20 protein-coding genes are annotated in these 23,678 nt (G+C 62.5%); 10 read left to right on the forward strand and 10 right to left on the reverse strand.

The features are described from left to right. Positions 1–21: 21 nt before the first annotated feature. The 10 genes from paaD to paaF form a co-directional block, all read right to left on the reverse strand. The gene (paaD, locus tag ACZYR5_RS23705; RefSeq protein ID WP_489091639.1) at positions 22–555 is read right to left on the reverse strand and encodes a 1,2-phenylacetyl-CoA epoxidase subunit PaaD; all 534 of its coding nucleotides are present in this window, start codon (positions 553–555) and stop codon (positions 22–24) included. Further along, positions 542–1,303: a 1,2-phenylacetyl-CoA epoxidase subunit PaaC gene (gene paaC / locus ACZYR5_RS23710; protein ID WP_489091638.1), complete on the reverse strand. Its 762-nt coding sequence runs from the start codon at positions 1,301–1,303 to the stop codon at positions 542–544. Before paaC ends, paaD begins: the two co-directional genes overlap by 14 nt. Before the next feature lie 8 nt (positions 1,304–1,311). Next, complete coding sequence (paaB, locus tag ACZYR5_RS23715) at positions 1,312–1,593, reverse strand: 1,2-phenylacetyl-CoA epoxidase subunit PaaB (protein ID WP_401265268.1); 282 nt, start codon at positions 1,591–1,593, stop codon at positions 1,312–1,314. A gap of 158 nt (positions 1,594–1,751) precedes the next feature. Then, on the reverse strand, positions 1,752–2,741 hold the full coding sequence (gene paaA / locus ACZYR5_RS23720) for a 1,2-phenylacetyl-CoA epoxidase subunit PaaA (protein WP_489091637.1): 990 nt from the start codon (positions 2,739–2,741) through the stop codon (positions 1,752–1,754). Positions 2,742–3,084: 343 nt separating this feature from the next. Then, positions 3,085–4,410 (reverse strand): phenylacetate--CoA ligase PaaK, encoded by a 1,326-nt coding sequence (gene paaK, locus ACZYR5_RS23725; RefSeq protein ID WP_489091636.1) that lies wholly within the window; start codon positions 4,408–4,410, stop codon positions 3,085–3,087. A 102-nt stretch (positions 4,411–4,512) separates the two neighbouring features. Continuing rightward, the gene (gene pcaF / locus ACZYR5_RS23730) at positions 4,513–5,724 is read right to left on the reverse strand and encodes a 3-oxoadipyl-CoA thiolase (RefSeq protein WP_489091635.1); all 1,212 of its coding nucleotides are present in this window, start codon (positions 5,722–5,724) and stop codon (positions 4,513–4,515) included. Next, positions 5,717–6,166: a hydroxyphenylacetyl-CoA thioesterase PaaI gene (gene paaI, locus ACZYR5_RS23735; protein WP_489091634.1), complete on the reverse strand. Its 450-nt coding sequence runs from the start codon at positions 6,164–6,166 to the stop codon at positions 5,717–5,719. Before paaI ends, pcaF begins: the two co-directional genes overlap by 8 nt. Further along, positions 6,159–7,676: a 3-hydroxyacyl-CoA dehydrogenase PaaH gene (gene paaH, locus ACZYR5_RS23740; protein ID WP_489091633.1), complete on the reverse strand. Its 1,518-nt coding sequence runs from the start codon at positions 7,674–7,676 to the stop codon at positions 6,159–6,161. The genes paaI and paaH overlap by 8 nt, the downstream gene beginning before the upstream one ends. 3 nt (positions 7,677–7,679) lie before the next feature. Next, entirely contained in the window at positions 7,680–8,471 is a 792-nt protein-coding gene (paaG, locus tag ACZYR5_RS23745; protein ID WP_489091632.1) for a 2-(1,2-epoxy-1,2-dihydrophenyl)acetyl-CoA isomerase PaaG, read from the reverse strand. A gap of 49 nt (positions 8,472–8,520) precedes the next feature. After that, positions 8,521–9,294, reverse strand: coding sequence for a 2,3-dehydroadipyl-CoA hydratase PaaF (paaF, locus tag ACZYR5_RS23750; RefSeq protein WP_489091631.1), 774 nt, complete (start codon positions 9,292–9,294; stop codon positions 8,521–8,523). A 348-nt stretch (positions 9,295–9,642) separates the two neighbouring features. Between paaF and paaY the strand changes: the two genes are divergently transcribed. From paaY to ACZYR5_RS23800, 10 genes are all read left to right on the forward strand, one after another. Next, positions 9,643–10,239: a phenylacetic acid degradation protein PaaY gene (gene paaY / locus ACZYR5_RS23755; protein ID WP_489091630.1), complete on the forward strand. Its 597-nt coding sequence runs from the start codon at positions 9,643–9,645 to the stop codon at positions 10,237–10,239. Positions 10,240–10,359: 120 nt separating this feature from the next. After that, positions 10,360–11,283 (forward strand): phenylacetic acid degradation operon negative regulatory protein PaaX, encoded by a 924-nt coding sequence (paaX, locus tag ACZYR5_RS23760; protein ID WP_489091629.1) that lies wholly within the window; start codon positions 10,360–10,362, stop codon positions 11,281–11,283. A gap of 54 nt (positions 11,284–11,337) precedes the next feature. After that, complete coding sequence (gene feaR / locus ACZYR5_RS23765) at positions 11,338–12,255, forward strand: transcriptional regulator FeaR (protein WP_489091628.1); 918 nt, start codon at positions 11,338–11,340, stop codon at positions 12,253–12,255. A 191-nt stretch (positions 12,256–12,446) separates the two neighbouring features. Next, the gene (locus tag ACZYR5_RS23770) at positions 12,447–14,834 is read left to right on the forward strand and encodes a type VI secretion system Vgr family protein (protein WP_489091627.1); all 2,388 of its coding nucleotides are present in this window, start codon (positions 12,447–12,449) and stop codon (positions 14,832–14,834) included. Beyond that, complete coding sequence (gene tla1 / locus ACZYR5_RS23775; RefSeq protein ID WP_489091626.1) at positions 14,831–15,628, forward strand: toxin Tle1 chaperone Tla1; 798 nt, start codon at positions 14,831–14,833, stop codon at positions 15,626–15,628. Before ACZYR5_RS23770 ends, tla1 begins: the two co-directional genes overlap by 4 nt. 41 nt (positions 15,629–15,669) lie before the next feature. Beyond that, entirely contained in the window at positions 15,670–16,155 is a 486-nt protein-coding gene (gene tli1a / locus ACZYR5_RS23780; RefSeq protein ID WP_489091625.1) for a Tli1a family immunity protein, read from the forward strand. Next, a complete protein-coding gene (locus ACZYR5_RS23785; RefSeq protein WP_489091624.1) occupies positions 16,143–18,470 on the forward strand; it encodes a T6SS phospholipase effector Tle1-like catalytic domain-containing protein in 2,328 nt (775 codons plus the stop codon). Before tli1a (ACZYR5_RS23780) ends, ACZYR5_RS23785 begins: the two co-directional genes overlap by 13 nt. Positions 18,471–18,564: 94 nt before the next feature. Next, complete coding sequence (tli1a, locus tag ACZYR5_RS23790) at positions 18,565–19,044, forward strand: Tli1a family immunity protein (RefSeq protein WP_489091623.1); 480 nt, start codon at positions 18,565–18,567, stop codon at positions 19,042–19,044. Positions 19,045–19,288: 244 nt separating this feature from the next. Next, positions 19,289–20,305 carry a hypothetical protein gene (locus tag ACZYR5_RS23795; RefSeq protein ID WP_489105780.1) on the forward strand — a complete coding sequence of 339 codons (1,017 nt, stop codon included), beginning with the start codon at positions 19,289–19,291 and terminating at the stop codon, positions 20,303–20,305. Beyond that, complete coding sequence (locus ACZYR5_RS23800) at positions 20,298–23,654, forward strand: ImcF-related family protein (protein ID WP_489091621.1); 3,357 nt, start codon at positions 20,298–20,300, stop codon at positions 23,652–23,654. Before ACZYR5_RS23795 ends, ACZYR5_RS23800 begins: the two co-directional genes overlap by 8 nt. Positions 23,655–23,678 lie beyond the last annotated feature (24 nt).

The raw sequence follows: 23,678 nt of genomic DNA on the forward strand, positions 1-23,678 counted from the left end.
CTGGGACGGTCGAATCGCCGCTCAGATGCACTTGAAATAGTCGAACGGTTCCCGGCAATCGATGCAGCGATACAGCGCCTTGCAGGCGGTCGAGCCGAATTCGCTGAGCACCTCGGTGTGCACGCTGCCGCACTGCGGGCACAGCACCTGCGGGCTTTCACCGAGCAGGCTGCGCTTGCTGGTGCTGCCCTCGGGCGGCGCAATGCCGTAGGCGCGCAGGCGTTCGCGGCCGCTGCTGGTGATCCAGTCGGTGGTCCAGGCCGGGGTCAATTTGCGTTCCAGCTGGGGCGCCTGGAAACCGCCAAGCTCCAGGGCCTGGCGGATATCGCTTTCGATCACTTCGGTGGCCGGGCAACCGGAGTAGGTCGGCGTGACCACCACGTGCAGGTGGCCGGCCTGCCAGTCGAGGTCGCGGACGATGCCCAGGTCGACCACGCTGACCACCGGCACTTCCGGGTCCATCACCTCGGCGAGGATCGCCCAGGCGACGGCCAGGTCGGCCGGTTGGGCCGGTCGGGCGCCGAGGTCGCTGGCGATCAGCTCACCAGGTTGCATCGGGGTACGCTCGTGGCAGGAACTGCATTTCAGCCAGCAGGATGCCCAGGTGTTCGGTGTGCAGGCCTTTGCGCGCGTTCAGGTAGAAGTAGCTCGCAGCCGCCGGGACGGGCAGGGTGGCGCTGGCGAAAATCGCTTCGACCTTGGCCTGCCAGGCGCTGGCGACGGTGGCGATGTCCGGGGTGATACCGGCAGCGCACAGGCGCTGTTCGCTGTCATCGGCGGCGAGCAGCTCGACGGTGAAACGCCAGACTTCGGGGATCGCCGCGAGCATGCGCTGGTGACTTTCCTCAGTGCCGTCGCCCAGGCGCTCGACCCATTCGCTGGAACGGCGCAGGTGATAGGTGACTTCCTTGACGGCCTTGGCGGCGATGCCGGCAATGCGTTCATCGCTGGATTGGCTCAGGCCCTTGAGCACTTCCAGGTGCCAGGCGTCATACAGGAATTGCTTGAGGATGGTCACCGCGTAGTCGCCGTTCGGTTGTTCCACCAGCAGCAGGTTGCGATAGGCGCGCTCGTCGCGGCGGAACGCCAGGTGATCGGCGTCGCGGCCGTCATTCAGCAGCTCAGCGGCGTATTCCAGCCAGTTGCGCGCCTGGCCGACGAGGTCGAGGCCGACGTTCATCAGCGCCAGCTCTTCTTCCAGCGCCGGCGCCTTGCCGCACCATTGGCACAGGCGCTGGCCCTGGATCAGGGCGCTGTCGCCGAGGCGCAGCAGGTATTCGATCAGATCAGTCTTGTTGTCCATGGTCGACCTCACATGTGTCCGACTTCGGCCGGCAGCTCGTAGAAGCTGGCATGGCGGTAGACCTTGTCGTCCGAGGGGTCGAACAGCGGGTCTTTTTCATCCGGCGAGGACGCGGTGATCAGCGCCGAAGGCACCACCCACAGGCTCACGCCCTCGCTGCGACGGGTGTACAGCTCGCGCGCATTTTCGATGGCCATGGTGGTGTCGGCGGCATGCACGCTGCCGACGTGCTTGTGGTTGAGGCCGTGCTTGCTGCGCACGAAGACTTCGAAGAGGGTCCACTGGGACATGAGGTTTACTCCACATCGGTTGCTTGTTGGGGCTGGCTTGGTGGGGCGCCGCGTCGAAGCGAAGACGACAGTGAAATCGTCGCCGCGCTCGAGGCCGCCTTCGCTGCGATGCGGCGACCCGACGAGCCAGCTCCTACACACAGGGGTTTTTTGCCGGATCAGGCGGCGTTCTTGTTTTGTTTTTTGCGGGCGTGGGCGACGGCGGCTTCGCGTACCCAGGCACCGTCTTCAATCGCCTTGCGGCGGGTGGCGACGCGTTCCTGGTTGCACGGGCCGTTGCTCTTGAGCACTTCGTAGAATTCGTTCCACTGGATCTCGCCGAAATCGTAATGGCCGCGCTCGGCGTTCCACTTCAGGTCCGGGTCGGGGCAGGTGCAGCCCAGCAGCTCCAGCTGCGGAATGGTCTGGTCGATAAAGCGCTGGCGCAGTTCGTCGTTGCTCTGGCGCTTGATTTTCCAGGCCATGGACTGGGCGCTGTTGGGCGAATGTTCGTCGCTTGGGCCGAACATCATCAGCGACGGCCACCACAGACGGTTGATCGCGTCCTGGACCATGTCTTTTTGCGCCTGGGTACCGTGGCGCATCATGGTCAGGAGGATTTCGTAGCCCTGGCGCTGGTGGAAGCTCTCTTCCTTGCAGATGCGGATCATCGCCCGCGAGTACGGACCGTAGGAGGTGCGCTGCAGCACCACCTGGTTGACGATCGCCGCCCCATCCACCAGCCAGCCCACCGCGCCCATGTCGGCCCAGTTCAGGGTCGGGTAATTGAAGATGCTCGAATACTTCGCCTTGCCGCTGTGCAGCTTGTCGATTTCTGTATCGCGATCAGCGCCCAGGGTTTCCATGGCGCTGTACAGGTACAGGCCGTGACCGGCTTCGTCCTGGATCTTCGCCATCAGTTGCAGCTTGCGCTTGAGCGACGGGGCGCGAGTGACCCAGTTGCCCTCGGGCAGCATGCCGACAATTTCCGAGTGAGCGTGTTGCGAGATCTGCCGGATCAGGGTCTGGCGGTAGGCGTCGGGCATCCAGTTCTTGGCCTCGATCTTGATCTCGGCATCGATCTTTTCCTGGAAGGCGCGTTCCTCTGCGGACATCTCCGAGAGTTCCTTGATGCGCTTGACGCCGGTTTCGACTAGCTGTGCGTACATTGTTGTTCTCCCGCCTTGGCACGGTTCTGAGGCATGGAGAACTTTATAAGCGATACAGAAATTAATATCAAACGTAAAATGACGTGTCGTATTGTTTTTTTGTATCGCTTTGGGATGAGTGGTGATTATTTTGGGGGGGGGGAAGTTCTTATGATCGATGCGTAACCCTTGTAGGAGCTGGCTTGCCAGCGAAGAACCTGAGACCGCCGCGTGGCATCAGGCTTATCGCGTCATCGTTGCCCTCCTTCGCGAGCAAGCTCGCTCCTACAGGGGGGCGGTGGTCGGTGACAAAAAACCGGGCAAAAAAAAGCCCCGCATCGCGGGGCCGTAAAGGGTGCAGCAGTCATGCTTTAGGGCGTTTGTCCACCACGTGGCAGGCCTTGCCCTCGGAACGTTTGATCGAGTGGAACGGCTGCAGGACGATCCGTGAGCTGATGCCGATGTAGGTCTTGATGTGCTTGCTCAGTTCGTTGCACACCGCCTTCTGCTGGTCATCGCCCAGGTGCTGGTGTTCGGCTTTCAATTCAACGTGAACGTCAACGCTGTCGAGGTTGCCGTTGCGATACAGATGAATCTCATAACACTCGGCAAGCTGTTTGACTTTCAGCACCTGCTCCTCGATCTGCGTCGGGAACACGTTGACCCCACGGATGATCAGCATGTCGTCGCTGCGGCCGGTGATCTTGTCGATCCGTCGCATCGGCCGCGCAGTGCCGGGCAGCAGGCGCGTCAGGTCGCGGGTGCGGTAGCGGATCATCGGCAGGGCTTCCTTGCTCAGGGAGGTGAACACCAGTTCGCCCATCTGCCCGTCCGGCAGCACTTCGCCGGTGATCGGGTCGATGATTTCCGGGTAGAAGTGGTCTTCCCAGATGGTCGGGCCGTCCTTGGTCTCGGCGCATTCCATGGCGACGCCCGGGCCCATGATTTCCGAGAGGCCGTAGATGTCGAGGGCGGTGATGCCCAGGCGCTCCTCGATGGCGCGGCGCAGCTCGGCGGTCCACGGCTCGGCGCCGAAGATGCCCAGGCGCAGGGCCAGCTTGTGCGGGTCGATGCCCTGGCGCTCGATTTCATCGGCCAGGTTGAGCATGTACGACGGCGTGACCATGATGATGTCCGGCTGGAAATCCTTGATCAGTTGCACCTGCTTCTCGGTCTGCCCGCCGGACATCGGGATCACCGTGCACCCCAGGCGTTCAGCCCCGTAGTGCGCGCCGAGGCCGCCAGTGAACAGGCCGTAGCCATAGGAAATATGCACCTTGTCGCCACGCCGACCACCGGCCGCGCGGATCGAACGGGCAACCACATTGGCCCAGGTGTCGATATCGTTCTGGGTGTAGCCGACCACGGTCGGTTTACCAGTGGTGCCGCTGGAGGCGTGCAGGCGCACGACGTCATTCATCGGCACGGCAAACATGCCGTAGGGGTAGTTGTCACGCAGGTCGGACTTGGTGGTGAAGGGGAACTTCGCCAGGTCCTCGAGGGACTTGATGTCATCCGGGTGCACGCCCAGGGCATCGAAGCGCTGACGGTACAGCGGCACGTTTTTGTAGGCGTGGGACAGGCTCCAGCGCATACGCTCCAGCTGGTGCTGGCGCAACTCGTCGACACTGGCGGTTTCCAGCGGGTCCAGCTGTGGGTCGAGCACGGCTTTGGCTATTGGCATGTTCATGGTTTCACTCGAATTGTTTTTGTGTTTCAGCCCCCTGCACACAGGGGGCTTGAGTGCATGCCCCAAGGATACCGCTGTCGGCTCCCCGGGAATCGCGTTTCTTTATTGGGACAGCCGCTCGATGACCAGCGCGATCCCTTGGCCGACGCCGATGCACATGGTGCACAGGGCATAACGACCGTTGCGTTCTTCAAGCTCCTGCAGGGCGGTGGTCACCAGCCGTGCGCCGCTCATGCCCAAGGGGTGGCCCAGGGCAATCGCGCCACCGTTGGGGTTGATCCGTGGATCGTTGTCGCCCAGGCCCAGTTCGCGCAGCACGGCCAGGCCCTGGGCGGCGAACGCCTCGTTGAGTTCGATGACGTCCATGTCCGCCAGGCTCAGGTTGGCCAGTTCCAGCACCTTGCGCGTCGCCGGCACCGGGCCGATGCCCATGATCCGTGGTTCGACGCCGGCGGTGGCCATGGCTACTACCCGACCGCGAGCCGTCAAACCGTGGCGCTTGGCGACTTCCGGGCTGGCCAGCAGGAGGGCACAGGCACCGTCATTGACCCCGGAAGCATTGCCGGCGGTGACGCTGCCGCCCTCGCGGAACGGCGTGCCGAGTTTGGCCAGTTGCTCCAGGGTGGTGTCTCCGCGCGGATGCTCGTCGTGCTCGACCACTTTGGCCGGGCCTTTGCGCTGCGGGATTTCCACCGCGACGATTTCCTTGGCCAGGCGTCCGTTGGCCTGGGCCGCTGCTGCACGTTGCTGGCTGCGCAGGGCAAAGGCGTCCTGGTCGGCGCGGGAAATGTTGAACTGCGCGGCGACGTTCTCGGCGGTTTCCGGCATCGAATCAATGCCGAAGGCTTTTTTCATCAGCGGATTGACGAAGCGCCAGCCGATGGTGGTGTCAAAAATCTCCGCCTGACGGGAAAACGCCTGCTCGGCCTTGCCCATCACCAGCGGGGCGCGGGACATCGACTCGACGCCGCCCACCAGCATCAACCCGGCTTCGCCGCTACGAATCGCCCGCGCCGCCGTGCCGACCGCATCCAGCCCCGAACCGCACAGACGGTTGAGGGTGGTGCCGGGCACGCTGACCGGCAATCCGGCCAGCAGCGCCGACATGCGCGCGACGTTGCGGTTGTCTTCGCCGGCCTGGTTGGCGCAGCCGTAGATCACGTCGTCGACGGCGTTCCAGTCCACTTGCGGGTAGCGGCGCAGCAGTTCACGCAACGGCACCGCGCCGAGGTCATCGACACGTACGCTGCTGAGGACGCCGGCGTAGCGGCCGATCGGGGTGCGGACTGCGTCAATGATCAGCGCGTCATTCATTCGAGTTCTCCGGCGTCAGCACCGGGCCGCGCACTTTGTAGGATTTGCCGTGGAACAGGGCGATCAACTGACCCTGCTGGTTTTCAATACGCACGTCATAGTTGCCGGTGCGACCGGAGCGGCTTTGCTCGATGCAGTCGGCATTCAGGGTGTCGCCCAGGCGCGCCGGGGCGATGTAGTCGATGCTGCAACCGATGGCCACGGTGGCCTCGTTGTAACTGTTGCAGGCAAAGGCGAAGGCTGAGTCGGCGAGGGCAAACAAGTAGCCGCCGTGGCAGGTGCCGTGGCCCTGAACCATATCGTCGCGCACGGTCATGCCGACCCGCGCGCAACCCGGGCCGGCGGACAACAGGCGCATGCCCATGGCCTGGCTGGCGTTGTCGCGCTGGAACAGGGTTTGCGCGCAGGCGCTGGCGAGGTCCAGCGCTTGATGATCAGTCATGGAATTTGCTCCCTTCGGCTACCCGGCGCCGCAGCAGCAGCGATGGCCGGTAGCGCTCTTCGCCGTAGCCGGCTTGCAGGTTGTCGAGGGTCGTGAGGATGTGCCCCAGGCCCACGGCATCGGCCCAGGCCAGTGGGCCTTGGGGGTAGTTGACCCCGGCGCGCATCGCCAGATCGATGTCGGTGGCCGAGGCCACGCCTTGCAGCAGGGCGTCGGCGGCTTCGTTGGCGAGCATCGCTACGGTGCGCAACACCGCCAGGGCCGGGCTGTCGCTGAGCAGGCTGACCGTGAGGCCGGCGCGTTGCAGCAGGGCCACGCCTTGTTCCAGGGCCAGCGGATCGATACCGGCCGCGTGGCTGATGGCGATGCGCTTGGCGTTGCCGTAGTCGTGCGCCAGATCCAGCAGGATCAGGTTGCGCAAGCCGTCTTCGCGCGCGCGCTGGCAGGCCATGCGTCCGTCGCTCAGGGCCAGCACCGCATCGCCGACCCGCAGCAGGCCCGAGCCGTCGCGCTGGATGACCTCGACGCCGTGTTCGCGCAGGCGTGGCAGCAGCTCGCGGGCAATGCCCAGATCGCCTTCGGCCACACAGCTTTCGATGCTGGCGCCGCTGCTGATCTCGCTCGCTGGCGGGCGCATCGCACCTTCGGCATAGCGATAGAAACCCTGTCCGCTCTTGCGCCCCAGGCGTCCGCCGTCCACCAGTTCCTTCTGAATCAGCGAAGGTTGGAAGCGGGTGTCCTGGTAATAGGCGTCGAACACCGAGCAGGTCACTGCGTAATTGACGTCGTGGCCGATCAGGTCGGTCAGCTCGAACGCGCCCATGGCAAAGCCACCGGCTTCGCGCATCAGGGCGTCCAGGGTCGGGCAATCGGCGGCGCCTTCCTGCAGCAGGCGCAGGCTCTCGGCGTAGAACGGCCGGGCCACGCGGTTGACGATAAAGCCCGGGGTGGAGCGGGTGTGCACCGGCTTCTTGCCCCAGGCTTTGGCGGTGTCGTACAGGCACTCGGCCAAGGCTGGATCGCTGGCCAGGCCAGAGACGATTTCCACCAGTGCCATGACCGGTGCCGGGTTGAAGAAGTGCAGCCCGAGCAGGCGCTGCGGCTGGCGCAGTTGTGCGGCAATGCTGGTGATCGACAGCGACGAGGTGTTGCTGGCGAGGATGCAGTGGTCGCCGCAGATCTCTTCGAGCTGGCGGAACAGCGCGCGCTTGACCTCGAGGTTCTCGACGATGGCCTCGATGATCAGGTCGCAACCGGCCAGGGCTTCGATGGTCTCCACCGCCTGCAGGCGAGCGATGGTAGCGCTGCGCGATTCGGCGGACAGCTTGCCGCTATCGACGCGTTTGCCCAGTTGCCGGTCGATGCCTTCGATGGCCTCGGCGGCAGCGCCAGGGCGGTTGTCCAGCAGCAGTACCGGATGACCGGCCTGGGCCGCGACCTGGGCGATACCGGCACCCATGGCGCCGGCGCCGATCACCGCCACCCGTTCAGTTTTGTTCAGTGCGGTCATGACTCAGCGTCCCTTGAAGGTCGGGGTGCGTTTTTCCATGAAGGCGCCGACGCCTTCGCGGTAATCCTCACTGCGCCCGGCCAGGCGTTGCAGGTCGCGTTCCAGATCCAGCTGTTCGTCAAAGCTGTTGCTCAGGCTGGCGTTCAGGCTGCGTTTGATCAGCGCCAGGCCATAGGTGGGCTGGGTGGCCAGGTGTTGTGCGAGTTTCAGTGCTTCGGCGCGCAGTTCGGCGTCGTCCACACAACGGTAGATCAGGCCCCATTGTTCAGCCTGTTCTGCCGTCAGGCGGTTGCCGAGCAGGGCGAGGGCCTTGGCGCGGGCCATGCCGACCAGCCGTGGCAAGGTCCAGGTGCCGCCGGAATCAGGGATCAGGCCGATCTTGCAGAACGCCTGGATGAAGCTCGCCGAACGGGCGGCCAGGACCAGGTCGCAGGCCAGCGGAATGTTCGCGCCGGCACCGGCTGCCACGCCGTTCACTGCGCAAATCACCGGCAGCGGCAGGTCGCGCAATTGGCGGATCAGCGGGTTGTAGAACTTCTCGATCGACTCGCCCAGGTCCGGCACGGCGCTGCCCGGTGCGACGTTGCGATCGCTCAGATCCTGCCCGGCACAGAAGCCGCGGCCTTCGCCGGTCAGCAGCAGTACCCGCACGTCCGGGTTGTTGCGTACTTGCTTGAGCGCTTCCTTCACCTCGCCATGCATCTGCGTGTTGAAGCTGTTCAGTTGCTCGGGGCGATTGAGGCTGAGCAGGGCGACGCCGGCCTCGATGGAAAACAGGATGTGTTCGAAGTTCATGGTCTTGGCGCTCTCTGGGAGGTCGTTCGCTTTATAGGTGTTCGGGGCGTTACTGGCCGGTGAAGGAAGGCGTGCGTTTTTCCTGGAAGGCGCTGATGCCTTCGTCACGATCGCGGGTGCCGGCCAGCACCGTGAAGGCATGGCGCTCGAAGCGCAGGCCGCTGGCCAGGTCGGTGTCCATCGCCTTGAGCAGGGCTTCCTTGGCCAGGCGCACCGCCAGCGGCGCCTTGCTGGCGATGTTGCGGGCGACCTGCACGGCGCGCTCGACGGTGAACTCCGGCTGGGTCACTTCGCTGACCAGCCCGGCGCGCTGGGCCTGGCGCGCGTCGATCGACTCGCCGGTGAGGACCATCTGCATAGCCATCGACTTGCCGACCGCCCGCAGCAGGCGTTGGGTGCCACCGGCACCGGGCATGATCCCGAGGTTGATTTCCGGTTGGCCGAAGCGCGCGTCTTCGCCGGCAATGATGATGTCGGCGTGCATCGCCAGTTCGCAGCCACCACCGAGGGCGAAGCCGTTGACTGCGGCGATCAGCGGTTTGTTGAAGCGGGTGATGGCCTGCCAGGACGCCTGGCGCGGATCGTCGAGGATGCCGACCAGGTCGCGTTCGGCCATTTCCTTGATGTCGGCGCCGGCGGCGAACGCCTTGCGGCTGCCGGTAATGACCACGGCGCGGGTGTCCGGATCGGCCTGGGCAACGCTCAACTCATTTGCCAACTCGCCCAGCAGCTGGGTGTTCAGGGCATTCAGGGCTTGCGGGCGTTGCAGGGTCATCAGGCGGACGCCGGGCTCGATCAGCTCGACAGCAAGGGTTAGCGGCATGGTGGGTGCCCTCACGGTGCACGCTCGGCGGTGGGCCGGCTTGTTATTGGATCGACCGCAGGGGTCGGTTTTCGCCGAGTATACCTATGATGTGATACGAAAAAGCAATACTAAAAGTGAATTAGCGTGTCCTATTTGTGTTGGGTTTCTACTCTCCTGCTCTGTTCAAGGACGTTTTTTATTGGCGGATAGCCCCGTTTTTATTGGGTTTGTTCGGTGAATTTGCGGGCCGTGGCAGGTCATCGGAAACCGCGGTTTCAAGTGATACGCTTTTTAGTCTTTGTGCTTGTAAAAACGATGTGATACAAATTGATTCATAAATCGCATCGCTTTGTGAAGGAAGCTGCCATGACGTGCTACAGCCTCGACGGCCTGACCCCGGTGGTTGATCCCAGTGCCTATGTGCACCCGTCCGCCGTATTGATCGGTGACGTGATCATCGGCCCCCATTGTTATGTCGGGCCGCTGGCCAGCCTGCGCGGCGACTTCGGGCGGATCGTCCTCGAGGAGGGCGCCAATCTGCAGGACACCTGCGTGATGCACGGTTTTCCGGACAGCGACACGGTGGTCGAGCGCAACGGCCATATCGGTCACGGCGCGGTGCTGCACGGTTGCCGGATCGGCGCCGACGCCCTGGTGGGGATGAATGCGGTGGTGATGGACAACGCGCGGATCGGTGCGCGGTCATTTGTCTCGGCGGCCGCCTTCGTCAAGGCCGGCTTCGAATGCCCCGAGCAGTCGCTGGTGATGGGCGCGCCGGCGAGCATCAAGCGCAGCCTCAGCGACCAGGAGGTGGCCTGGAAACAGGCCGGCACCCGCGAGTATCAGCAGTTGGCCAAGCGCTGCCTGGAACAGATGCAGGTCTGCGAGCCGTTGACTGAGCCAGAGGCGGATCGCCCACGGATCAGCGACAGCGGGTTGCGGCCCAAGGGCAGCAGCGTGTGAACCCTTTGTAGGAGCCGGTCAGCTACCTTGGTGTCGCCTGACACACCTTCGCCAGCAAGCCGGCTCCTACAGGGGGGCGGCTTTCGGTATATTCCCTTTCTTTTTTCGCTCGGTACGCCCATGTCGTCCCTGACACCCTTGAACCATCTGATCACCCGCTTCCAGGAACAGACGCCCATCCGCGCCAGCTCCCTGATCATCACCCTGTACGGTGATGCCATCGAGCCCCACGGCGGCACCGTCTGGCTGGGCAGCCTGATTCAATTGCTGGAGCCGATCGGGATCAACGAACGGCTGATCCGCACCTCGATTTTCCGCCTGACCAAGGAAGGCTGGTTGACCGCTGAAAAGGTCGGTCGGCGCAGCTACTACAGCCTGACCGGCACCGGTCGCCGGCGTTTCGACAAGGCCTTCAAGCGGGTCTACAGCACCAGCATGCCGGCCTGGGACGGCTCCTGGTGCCTGGTGATGCTCTCGCAACTGAGCCAGGACAAACGCAAACAAGTGCGCGAAGAGCTCGAATGGCAAGGCTTTGGCGCGATCTCGCCAGTGGTGCTGGCCAGCCCGCGCAGCGACCGTGGCGATGTCAACGCAACGCTGGTCGATCTCGGCGTTCTGGAAGACACCATCGTCTTCGAAACCACCGCGCAAGATGTGCTGGCCTCGAAGGCGCTGCGCATGCAAGTGCGCGAGAGCTGGAGCATCGAAGAGCTGGCGGCGCACTACAGCGAGTTCATCCAGTTGTTCCGGCCGCTCTGGCAAGCGCTGCGCGAGCAGGAGACCCTGCAACCGGAAGACTGCTTCCTGGCACGTGTCCTGCTTATTCACGAGTACCGTAAATTGCTCCTGCGTGACCCGCAGTTGCCGGATGAACTCCTGCCCGGCGATTGGGAAGGCCGCGCCGCACGCCAGTTGTGCCGCAATATCTATCGGCTGATCTACGCCAAGGCCGAAGAGTGGCTCAACAGTGCACTGGAAACCGCCGACGGGCCGTTGCCGGATGTCGGTGACAGCTTCTACCGCCGCTTCGGAGGCCTGAAGTAAAGAGTGACGGGTACTGGCGTAGACAATAAAAACAAGCCTGCGTGAGGTCTGGAAATGATGCCTTCAAGTGCACAGCGTGCTGATGGGTTCGAGCAGTGGATCCATCAGATCAATCAAGTCTGCGGCGCCTTCGATGCACAGACATTGGGCGGCGGCTTCAGTGGACAGATCCGCCCCTACCAGAGTGGTGCGCTGAAACTCAGCGTGGTCGACGCCTGTCAGGCAAGGTTGTTCCGCACCCCGGCGCAAATCGCCGCAGGCGAGGGCAGCAAATTCTTCGCCGTGTTCCAGCTCGACGGCGAAGCCGACATGGCCCAGGGCGACAGCAAAGCACTGCTGCGAACCGGCGACATCACCCTGATCGATGCTTCCCGGCCCAGCGACTTCACCTACACCGGTAACTCCCGACAGTTGTCGCTGATCCTGCCATCGGAAGCACTGCGTCAGGCCATGCAGTTCAACCCGGTCGCCTGCGCCCAGCGCATCGCCGGCACCACACCGCTGGCCCGGCTGTCGCGGCAACTTATCCTTGAGGCGACGCGCCAGGACAACCTGACCCTGCAGGAAAGCGAAGCGACCCTGGAGGCGGTCATCAGCCTGCTGCGCCCGGCGCTCTGCGCGGCCGATGACAGCAACGACGTCCACGAGCGGGTGTTTCGCAAGACCCTGGAGTGCATCGACCGGCACATCCAATCCGAGGAACTGTGCCCCGAATGGCTGGCCAGGGAAGTCGGCATGTCGGTGCGCGGGCTGTACCGGATCTTCGCCAGAAAAGGCCTGGTGGTCGCGCGCTACATCAAGAACCGCCGGCTGGACCTGTGCGCCGAGTCCCTGCGCAAATCCTCAGGCGAACAGAAACTGTCGGTGCTGGGTTATTCCTGGGGCTTTGCCGATTCCAGCCACTTCTCCACGGCCTTCAAATCGAGGTTCGGCATCGCGCCGGGGGAATATCGCAAGCAGCATGCGGGGTGAGGGTGGCGAGGTTTAGACAGGGTTGAGACGGATCTGACAACCCTGCTGTCTTAATACACAGACCCATCCTACACACCAAACCGAAACGTCTGATTCCATCCGTTATCCCCTTCATGAAAGCCTTCCTGCGCTTCATCGAGGGTAGGAATAGTCCTCCCCCGACACTGAAAAGGTCCAGGGAGGTCTGAGTTTTGTCCGATAAATACCGCGTTTTTCACAACCACACCCTCGAAATCCACCGGCTCCAGGCCAAGATCGACCTCCTGGCCTTCGACGGCGAAGAAGGCCTCAGCCGGCCCTTTCTCTACACCCTCGAATTCACCAGCGATGCGCGGGACATCGGCGTCGAAGAGGTGCTCAACAAGCACGCCTGGTTCAGCCTCTACGGGCCGCCGGAAGACAGCTATTCAGGCTTGCGGGTCATCGAACACAAGCCGGCGCGCACCCTGTACGGGATCATCACCGGCTTCCAGCGCCTGTCGGAGTCTGCCGAACTGACCCGCTATTCGGTGACCCTCGAGCCGCGCCTGGCCCTGGCCGGACGCGGCAAGCAGTACCGGATCTACCAGGATCAGTCGGTGCCGGAGATCGTCAAGAGCATCCTCCTCAGCCGCCATGACATGGAGCATTTCGACTGCCCATTCCGCCTGGTGCACGAGTACCCGCGCCGCGAACAGGTGATGCAGTACAACGAAAGCGACCTGGATTTCATCCATCGCCTGCTGGCCGAAGTCGGCATCTGGTACCGCATCGCCAGCCACCCGACCGTGCGCCGCGACGTGGTGGAATTCCACGATGAGCAGAAGGGTTATGAGTTCGGCATCAAGCTGCCGTACCACCCCCTGACGGGCCAGAGCAACGACAAGGACCGCCTCTGGCACCTGCAGGCCCGCCACCAGGTGGTGGAAAAACACATCACGTTCCGCAGCTACAACCCGCTCGATGCGCGCGCCTACCTCGATGGCGATGTGAACCAGGTGCGCAACGACAAGACCACCTACGGCGAGGCCTTCAACTACGCCGAGCCCTACCGCGAACTGGGCAATACCCTCTACCAGTTCGAAAGTCTGGCCCGGGAAAGCGGTTACCACTTCGCGCGCCTGCGCCACGAGCGCTACCTCAACCAGCGCACCCGCCTCAGCGGCACCAGCAACTGCCTGAGCCTGGCCCCCGGCCAGGTGCTGGAGACGTCCGAACTCGCCCCGCAAGCCTTCAACAAACGCGCGGTAATCACCCACCTGCGCACCCACGCCGCCCGCAACAGCGCGTTTATCGCCCACTTCGACGCGATGCCCTACGACGCCTTCATCTGTTTCCGCCCCCCGATTCCGAGCAAACCGAAGATCGCCGGCACCATTCCCGCGCGCATCAGCAGCAACGTCGCCCGCGACACCTACGCGGAAATGGACCGCCACGGCTACTACCGGGTCAAATTCCTCTTCGACCGCGACACCTGGCCCCAGGGTCGCGAAAGCCGCTGGCTGCGCCTGGCCCGACCCTACGCCGGCGACACCTACGGCCTGCACCTGCCGCTGATCGACGGCACCGAAGTGGCGATCGCCTTCGAAGAGGGCGACCCCGATCGCCCCTACATCGCCCACGCCCTGCACGACAGCGAACGGCCCGATCTCGTTACCGACAGACGCCGCGATCACACCCGCAATGTCTTGCGCACGCCTGCGAACAACAAGTTGCGCATGGAAGACAACCGCGGGCAGGAGCACGTCAAGCTCAGTACCGAGTATGGCGGCAAGAGCCAGCTGAATCTGGGGCATCTGGTGGATGCCAAGAAGCAGAAGCGAGGGGAGGGGGTTGAGCTCCGGACCGATGACTGGGGCGTCATTCGCGCAGGAAAAGGCGTGCTCATCAGCGCCGATAAACAGACCAAGGCCATCGGCGATGTGCTGAGCATGGAGCCGGCAACCGACGCGATCCAAAGCGCACGCCAGCAACTCGCCGAATGCCGGGAAATCGCTCAGGCCCATCACAGCCAAACACCCGACATCGGTGGATTGCAGCAACTGCAGACCGACGCCAAAGACCTGCACGGCGCCGCCATCCTGCTCAGCGCACCCAAGGGCATTGGCGCAGTGACCCCGGCCAGCCTGCTGCTGAAAAGCGGCGACGCGCTCTACGTGCAAAGCGCCGACGACATCAACCTCGCCGCCGCGCAACGCCTGTCGGTCCACGCCAACCAGGGCATGTCGCTATTGGCCCAGCAGGAGGGCATGCGCCTGGTATCGGGCAAAGGCCCGCTGCAAATCGAATCCCACGGCGACCTGCTGGACCTGATCGCCCAGCAGGACCTCACCCTGCAGTCGGCGCAGGGGCACGTGCAGGTGACGGCGAAGAATGGGATCACGTTGGGGTGTGGCGGGGCCTACATCCGCATCACGCCGGCGGGGGAAATTCAGCTTCATAGCCCAGGCTTGATCAGTATGAATGGGCAGCATCGATTCAGCCCACCGTCGGGGGCAGGCTTTCCATTGCCCGAGCTGCCCAGTTCCGTATGCAAGGAGTGCCTGAGAAAGGCGCGGGCTCAGGCCGAAGGCTTTACCGGTCGGGAGGCGCGAGGATGAGTTCAGTTCATTGCGATATCTGGATCGAGCGTCTGGAGTCGTCCTGCGCCGACGCGTCCATCACTTACCTTGACGTGATCATCGATCAAGCCGGCAGCCCGAGCCCGCTGCTACCGAGTGTACTGAGCGTTGAACCGGCGTTGCCCTGGCGCTCATTGTTCAGCGGCTTACCCGAGGAGGGCGCCGTGGACTTGGCACCGCTGCTGGTTCGCGTCGACCTAGCGCAACCGATGCAGCGGTTGTGGTTTGTCGGTCTGGTGCAAACGCTGAAATGCCAATCGCAACTGCTGGTGCTGGCCTCGCTATGGCCGTTTGAGACGCTGGCCGACCACCTGGGTCGCTGTATTGAAGCGCGCAATGGCGGGTGTTTGGGGTTGCTGCGCTATTACGACCCGCGGTTGTTTCCCTTGCTGTTCAGTCATGTGCTTGAACCCGAGCAGCAGCGGGACTTGCTCTGTCCTGCGGTGTTCTGGAGTTGGCTGGACCGCGATGGCTTGCCGGGACGATTGGTGGGTGCTGCGGATTCGCCGCCAGATCCTGAAGACTTCTCTCATATCGAATTGAGCGATAGCCAGTTGGAGACGCTGGGCTGTGCCAGCGATGCGACGTTGGCAATCAAAAGTCTGGCTGCAGTGATCCCACGTTACTTGAGTGCGGAGCAGCGGTTTCAGGTGTGTTACGCGGCCATGCTCGATGCGACGCAGCGCGGATTATTGCTCGATGCCGATCGGCAGGCGTACACGCTCAGCAAGGTGTACGAGGCCTGTGCCACTCATTCTGACAACAGGAGTTAATCAGCATGTTCATACCTATACGTGGCGATGGGGGGCTCGTCATGCTCAGCGCTCTTCTAGCGACAATATTCCCGCAAAGCGCGCCGGGTGGAACTCTCCAAGCCATCAATCACACCCATTGGGCGATCAATCGATTTGCCGTTGATGGCCAGTCGGGGCTGGACATCATCGGGCCCTATCAGGGCGGTGGCGGTGGTTGTTGTTATGCGGCGCCTACGCGCTGGAAACCGGGGATGACGGTGCGGGTTGATTGGGAGACGGGGGTGGCCTATTCCTTTGATTTTCCCGGCTATGCAGATCGAGAAAAGTATTTGGCCTGGGTTGAGAACCTTGAGGCTCAAAAACGCCAACACACCCAATTAGTCCCCATCCCCGACTACACCGGCCAAAAAGTCTGCGGCCTCACCGTGCACTTTCTTCCCTGTGATGAGCTCCAGGTGACCACCTCCTGCCATGCCTATGGCAGCCCCGAATACCCGATCAAGACCCCGTTAAATATTCCGGAGCCACAATCATGTCCGAAATAAATCACGCCAGTATCTGCTATCCACCTCCATTTCCTGAGCAGGGGCGGTTACCAGAGAGTGCGCACCAGGTTTATCGCAACCTCCGACGTCAGGACCAATGGGGGCACGACTACCACGATGCCCTCAGCGTGGCGGCGGGGCGCCGGGTGATGCCGCCGTGCTGCAAAACTCTGCACATCAGTCTGTTCTTCGACGGCACCGGCAACAACCTCAACCACGATCTGTACCTGGCGAACCCTACCCATCCCACCAATATTGCCCGGCTGTTTCGCGCCAGTATCGGTACAGGGCATGCGGGCGGCACCGGGCATGCCGGCAGCACGGCCAGAGGTCTGCTCGACGCTCCGGTGCTCGGCAATGCCGACTATTTCAAGTACTACATGCCCGGCGTCGGCACCCCTTTTGCGGAGGTCGGTGACCTGGATTACACCACGCTCGGGTTGGCCACCGCTGCGTATGGCGAGGAGCGGGTCAACTGGGGGTTGATGATGCTGATTGATGCCTTGCGGCGCGCCTTGGAATTACCGCGTCTGGATTACGCGGCCCAGAGCCGAGCAGTCAAGGCCATGGGCACTTTGCCGGGTATGGAATCTGCCATGGGCCGCGCCAATCGGTCCAACGAGTTTCGTCGGCAGCTTGACGCGCTGGAGAAGCCGCTGCGCATCGCGCTCTCCGACTACCATCCTGGCCGCTCACGATTGTTGGGCCTGCGCCTTTATGTCTATGGTTTTTCCCGCGGCGCTGCGGCGGCCCGGGCCTTTGTCAATTGGCTCAATGGCCTTTTGTCGCGGACCGCCTCGACGCCGTCATTGGCGTTGCGCGACCTGACGTTGCCCGTTAGCGTCGAGTATCTGGGTTTGCTGGATACCGTGGCGTCGGTGGGGCTCGCCGATATTTTTCCGGGGGCGAATGGTCATATGAGCTGGGCCGATGGCAATCAGCAGATACCGGAACGGTTGGTGAAACGTTGCCTGCACATCGTGGCCAGCCATGAGCAGCGTCTTTGTTTTCCGCTGGAGTCGATTCGGCAGGAGAACGGTGGGTATCCGGCAAATTCCACAGAGGTGATTTATCCGGGGGTGCATTCGGACCAGGGCGGTGGGTATCCGCCGGGGGATCAGGGTAAGGCTTATAGCGAGGGTAGGTTTGAGGGTGACGGACTGTTGCTGTCGCAGATTGCGTTGCATGACATGTATGCGGATGCGTTTGCACATGGTGCACCTTTGAAGGTACCACCACTGTCTCTACCTTCAGACCTGCGGAACGAGCTCTGGCGAGCAATGGAATCTGAGTTGCAAAAAGAATTCGATGCGTCCTCAACGCTGGTGGTCAGATTCAACGCCTGGCGAGAGGTCACTCTAGGCTTACTTCCCGTCTCCCAACCCCTATCCCCCGAACAAACAGAACTCTACCAACCCCTGCCATCCACCACCTCCCTCGAACAGGCCCTGCGTGAGCAGATGACCTGGATCACTGCCTGGCGCATTGACCGCTACGCCTTTGCCAGTCTCAAACAGACCCCTTTTTATGCGCAGGCTTCCGATACGGAGGCCGATCCAACCGATCGAGAAAACGCCGAAGCTGCCCGGAACGCAAGGCAGGCACTCATCGTAAAAAACCGTCGAGAACAACAGGTCAACGAACAATTCAAACGTCTCGCACCCATGCCATTGGCCCCCGGCGTCAAGGACTTCGACGCCGACATGGCCCAGACGCAGTTGCGCGAAGCAGCCGAGGAGTTCGGCATCGATTACCGAAACCCAAGCGTCATCACACCCTTTGTGGTTCGTCTGGCACGGCTGGCGATCATCCCGGCGCTGATTGTCAACCAGGCCAGTCCTGAAGCCCGGGTCGAGCGCCAGTTGATGAGAAATGCCGGCAAGGAAAAAGTCAGCCTGTTGTTCCCACCGCCGAAACACGAGCGCAATCATGTCAGTGAAACCCTGCGGTTGAACGTCGACGAAAGCCGCAACGCCACTGAGCCTACGGGCTTGTTGCGTGCGCTGTTCGACGACCAGGTCCACGACTCCCGTGCCTGGTTTCTCTTCAAGCATGGGCGTGAGCCCGGGGGCAGCTACTTCGGCGAGCGCATGGTGTTCTTCGGCGAGAGCAACCGCCGCGAATTGGTGCTGTTCCTCGAGAAGAATGGGCAGTTGCTGGCCGAGGACGCCGGTCGGCGCAGATTGGAAGCTGAGCGTGCGCAACAACCGCCTTACATGGATGCCGAGCGTATGGCAGCAGTCATGAAAGCCATCGATGCACGATGGGCAGACTATGACGCGCAAAATGCAGGAGCCGTTGATGGAACGGTCTGATAGGGCTTGTGTGCGCATGACTCAAGCGAGCGAACCGCTGCTCAAGCACCCTCTGCGGACCTCAATGGCGGCCGGTACATGCGGACTGGTGGGAATGCTCCTGGTTCAAGGTGCCCTGGCCGGCTCTCTTGAAGCGATCAATCACACGCACTGGGCGATCAATCGTTTTAGCGTCGAGGGCCGCTCGGGAGTCGACGTCATTGGACCGTACCAAGGTGGTGGGGGAGGCTGTTGTTATATCGCCCCGTCGCGCTGGAAGTCGGGAATGATGGTGCGTGTCGATTGGGAAACGGGCATAGCCTATCCCGATGGATTTCCCGGCTTTGCAGATTCTGCCAAGTACGAAGCTTGGGCGAAGACGATCAGAGCCCAAAAACGCCAACACTCCCAATCCGTCCCCATCCCCGACTACACCGGCCAAAAAGTCTGCGGCCTCACCGTGCACTTCCTGCCCTGCGACGAACTCCAGGTCACTACGTCCTGCCATGTCTACGGCAGTCCCGAATACCCGATCAAGACGCCGCTGCATCTGCCACAGCCGCAGTCGTGTCCCTCTAAAACATCTGCGAGATAGCAGGAGCAAATCCAATGAAACCGGTAATACGTCAAGGAGACACGCCGCAAGAGTCTGGCGGTGAAGTGCAGGATGGCCGCTGCTGTGCCTGGGGATCCATGCAAGCTCTCTGGATCCCCAGGTCTTGGGTGATCTCATGAATCGCGCTCCAGATTTCGCGCCGTACCCCAGCGCCCAGGCACCCGCGTATACCCGCTGGCTGGCAGTCGGAGCGGGCCTGCTGGTGATGTCGAGCAGCACCAGTGTGTTGTTGCGGCCTTATGTTGAACCACTTCCGATGTTGGTCAGTGTGGCCGCTGCCTTGCTGGTGCTGATACTGGCCTTGCTGATACGCCTGCTGTTGTTTCGTTTCAATCAGCATAACGCCGAGTGTTATGCCATGGCGGTAGCCCAGGAGCATGAAGTCTGGTGGGAGCATCATCGGCAGACCGCCGGCTTGGTCGAGGCGGTGTTGCTTGGAGCAGCCTGCACCACAGCGCAACACGGACTCCGGTTGTTCAGTTCGGACCATCAGCCTCCGGTGCCGGAGAAAACCATCGAAGGACAGACTGTTCGTCTTCTGCAGGTGCATGGCAGTGACTTCGTTGAGCGTGAGCGCAATCTGGCGATCCTGCTTGCCTTGCAATGGCAAGCACAACGCGCGGAGCAACCGATGGTGCAGCCCATAGGTTGTTACTGGCAGGGCTCGCAGGAGTCCTGGCAGGCCTTTGTCGAACAAATGGCACGCTGTTTTCCGCACATGAAATTGCCGGAAAAACCGCTGCCCTGGCTGGGCCTTCGCAGCTTGAATGCAATCATCGACCAACTGCAGGTGGCGCCTGCGGGAGCCCGAATCCTCTGCGCCGGTTGCCAGTCCACAGTCGCGCAACCGGAGAGTCTGTCGCCAGCTGGAGAAGCTGCGGTGCTCTGGTTATTGGGTGCCGAAGAGGGGGTGCGCTTGTCTCGCGGTGAATGGTTCGAGGTGGACACTGAGCCCCTCCAAGTCGTCGCCGATCGGGCGTTGCAGCAGAGCGAGCTGACAACGCCACCTGACGCCTGCCCATCGTTCATCCAGCCCCATGTAGCCGATCTTTCAATCAGCGGCTGGAACACCTCGCAGCACCTGCAAGACGCCAACTTTGGAGCTCTGGAAGGTCTGCAGGCCATGGTCGTGCAGACGCTGGCGGCCTGGTACGCCCAACAGCACCAAGTGCCGTGCGCCTGGCTGGCAAACGATCCTCATTACACCCTTGCCCTTGGAGTTGTGAAACCCAATGACTGAATCAGTTGAAGCTTCGAAATTTTCGCCGCTGGCAACGGTACTTTTACTGGCCCTGATCCTGGGCGTTTCGGTCGCCGTGGGATACACGGCCTGGTGGTTGTGGAGCGGTGCACAGCCACTGGATGACGCGCAATTGCGGGAAATGGCACTCAAGGCTATTTCGCTGTGGGCGTTGTGTTTCGTGATAGCGATATTGATTTGGCATATATTTTTGAACGGAGTCCGCAAGCTGGTGGGGGCGTCGCGGACAACCCCGCCGCCGGTGTTAAAGGCTACTGCGCAAACCAGTCTGTCAAAGATGATAGGCGAACTACGCTTCCAGCACGGCTCACTCTGGCGGCGAAAAAACCGCCTGTACCTGGTCATCGGCGAACCCGAGCAAATCCAGGCCATCGCCCCGCACCTGTCCCAGGACCACTGGCTGCACGGCGAACACAACGTCTTGCTCTGGGGCGGTAGCGTGCAGAAACCGCTCCCCGGATCAGTCATCGAGCTATGCCAGCAACTCACCCGCTGGCGTGCCCTGGACGGCGTAGTCTGGGCCCTGACGCCTGCACAAAGCCAAGAACAACAGACCTTGAGTCACGGCGTGGCACGTCTGGGTGAGTTGGCCACAAAACTGGGTTGGTCGTTGCCGCTGCATGTGTGGCAGGTGTGCGACAGTCAATGGCCGCAACCTATGCGTCTGACCCAGGCCGTCGGTTGTGCGCTGCCAGAAAAAACCACCGCGCAAGCCCTCGACGATGCGTTGCAGACGTTGATCCAACCGCTGCGCCAGGAAGGCTGGGCAGAAGTGAGCATGGACTTCAAACACGATTTCCTGCTGCGCCTATCCAGGGGGTTACAGGTCGAAGGCATCGCTCGTTGGCGGCATGCCCTGGCGCCGCTGTTCGGTATGTACGCCCGCAGCCTGCCATTGCGTGGGCTGTGGTTCAGCCTCCCATTGCCTGTCGGGGAAAAATCCAATAATCACCACTGGCCCCATGAGCCGGCCTGGTCCGGGATTCTCGATGGACAGAGGCGGCGCAGTCGACGCCTCGGCTGGCCGGCGACGCGCATGGCGTATCGGTTGGCCTTGGGACTGGCCCTGGTCTGGAGCGTCGGAATGCTGCTCTCATTTACCAGCAACCGCACACAGATTGCCCATCTGCAAAACACCCTCGCGACCCTGCAAACGGCGGAGCAGGGCGACCCACAGCTTCGTGCCTTTTCCGAGCTCACCCGCGAACTCGACCGCCTGGATTACCGCGCCACAAACGGCACACCCTGGTACCAACGCTTCGGCCTGAACCAGAACGACGCCTTGCTCAACGCCCTCTGGCCGCGTTACGTCGAGGCCAACCAACGGCTGTTGCGCGACCCGGCGGCGGCCAATCTGCAAGCCGCGCTGAAGCGCCTGATCAAACTACCGGCTGACAGCCCGCTACGCACCCAACTCTCGGCCCAGGCCTACGATCAGCTCAAGGCCTACCTGATGCTGGCGCGTCCGGACAAGGTCGACAGCGCGTTCCTCGCCAAGACCCTCATTGCTGCCGAAACCGAGCGCGAAGGTATTTCGACCGGCCTCTGGCAAGCACTCACCCCCGAGCTCTGGAAGTTCTACGCCGAGCAACTGCCCGCTCACCCAGACTGGCGCATCGAAGCCGACCCCAAGCTGGTCGCGCAAGCCCGGCAAGTGCTGCTCAGCCAACTCGGCCAGCGCAACGCCGAAGCCAGCCTCTATGAAAAAGTCCTGGCCGATGCCGCCACCCAGGCGCCGGCCCTGCGCCTGGCGCAGATGGTCGGCGACACCGACGCCTCGGCCTTGTTCTCCAGCCGCGCGGAAGTCCCCGGGGTCTTCACCCGTCAGGCCTGGGAAGGCCAGGTGCGCCAAGCCATCAACGCGATTGCCGAGCAGCGCCGCGAGGAAATCGACTGGGTGCTCAGCGACCAGCATCACGAAATCGCCGCCGAGTTGACCCCCGAGCAACTGCGCCAGCGTCTCACCGAGCGCTATTTCCAGGATTACGCCAACGCCTGGCTGGACTTCCTCAACGGCCTGCGCTGGCGAGAAGTGAAAAGCCTGGGCGAGGTGATCGACCAGTTGGCGCTGATGAGCGACGCCCGCCAGTCGCCGCTGATTGCGTTGATGAACACCTTGGCCTATCAGGGCCAGGCCGGTGCCCGTGGTCCGGCGTTCAGTGAATCGCTGGTCAAGTCGGCGCAAAAACTCATCGCCCAGGATGCGGTGGCAGCCATCGATCAACAGCTACCCGGAGCGACCAGCCCCCTGGACAAAACCTTCGGCCCGTTGCTGGCCTTGATCGGCAAAGAAAGCGAAAACGCCGACCGCCTGAGCCTCGCCGCCTTCCTCAATCGCGTCACCCGGGTACGCCTGAAACTGCAGCAAGTCAGCAACGCGACCAACCCGCAGGAAATGACCCAGGCGCTGGCGCAAAGCGTGTTCCAGGGCCAGAACATCGACCTCACCGACACCCAGTCCTACGGCAGCCTCCTTGCCGCCAGCCTCGGCGCCGAGTGGGACGGCATCGGCCAGACCCTATTCGTGCAGCCGCTGGAACAAGCCTGGCAGCGAGTCCTGCAACCCTCGGCCGCCGGCCTCAACAGCCAGTGGCAACGTTCGATCGTCAACGAATGGCACAGCGCATTCGCCGGCCGCTATCCCTTCGCCGCCACCACCAGCGACGCCTCGCTGCCGATGCTCGGGCAGATGATCCGTACTGACTCCGGACGCCTCGAGCAATTCCTCCAGCAGCAACTCGGCGGCGTGCTGCGCAAGGAAGGTCAGCGCTGGGTCGCCGACACCCGCCACAGCCAGGGCCTGCGTTTCAATCCGCAATTTCTCACGGCGATCAACCAACTCAGCCAGCTCGCCGACGTGCTCTTCACCGACGGCGGCCTGGGCCTGAGTTTCGAGCTGCGCGGCAAAGGCGTGCGCGACATCGTCGACACCACCTTCATCCTCAACGGCGAAAAACACCACTACTTCAACCAGCGCGAACGCTGGCAGCGCTTTACCTGGCCCGGCACCAGCAGCCACCCCGACAGCCGCCTGCTGTGGACCAGCGTCTACACCGGCGAACGCCTGTTCGCCGACTACGAAGGCACCTGGGGCCTGATCCGCCTGCTGGAGCACGCACGCATCACCCCGTTGAACGACAGCGACAGCCAGATGCGGGTGCAAATCAAGGCGCCGGACAACCTGGAGCTGACCTGGAATTTGCGTACCGAGCTGGGGACTGGGCCGTTGGAGTTGCTCAAGTTGCGGGGCTTCACTTTGCCTACCGAAGTGTTTCTGGAGGAGGGGGCTAAGGCCAAACCTGTGGTGAAGAACCGCAAGTCCGGCTAAACCAAAAACAAAAAAAACCTGCGA

This window comes from Pseudomonas sp. F007 (genome assembly GCF_057814275.1).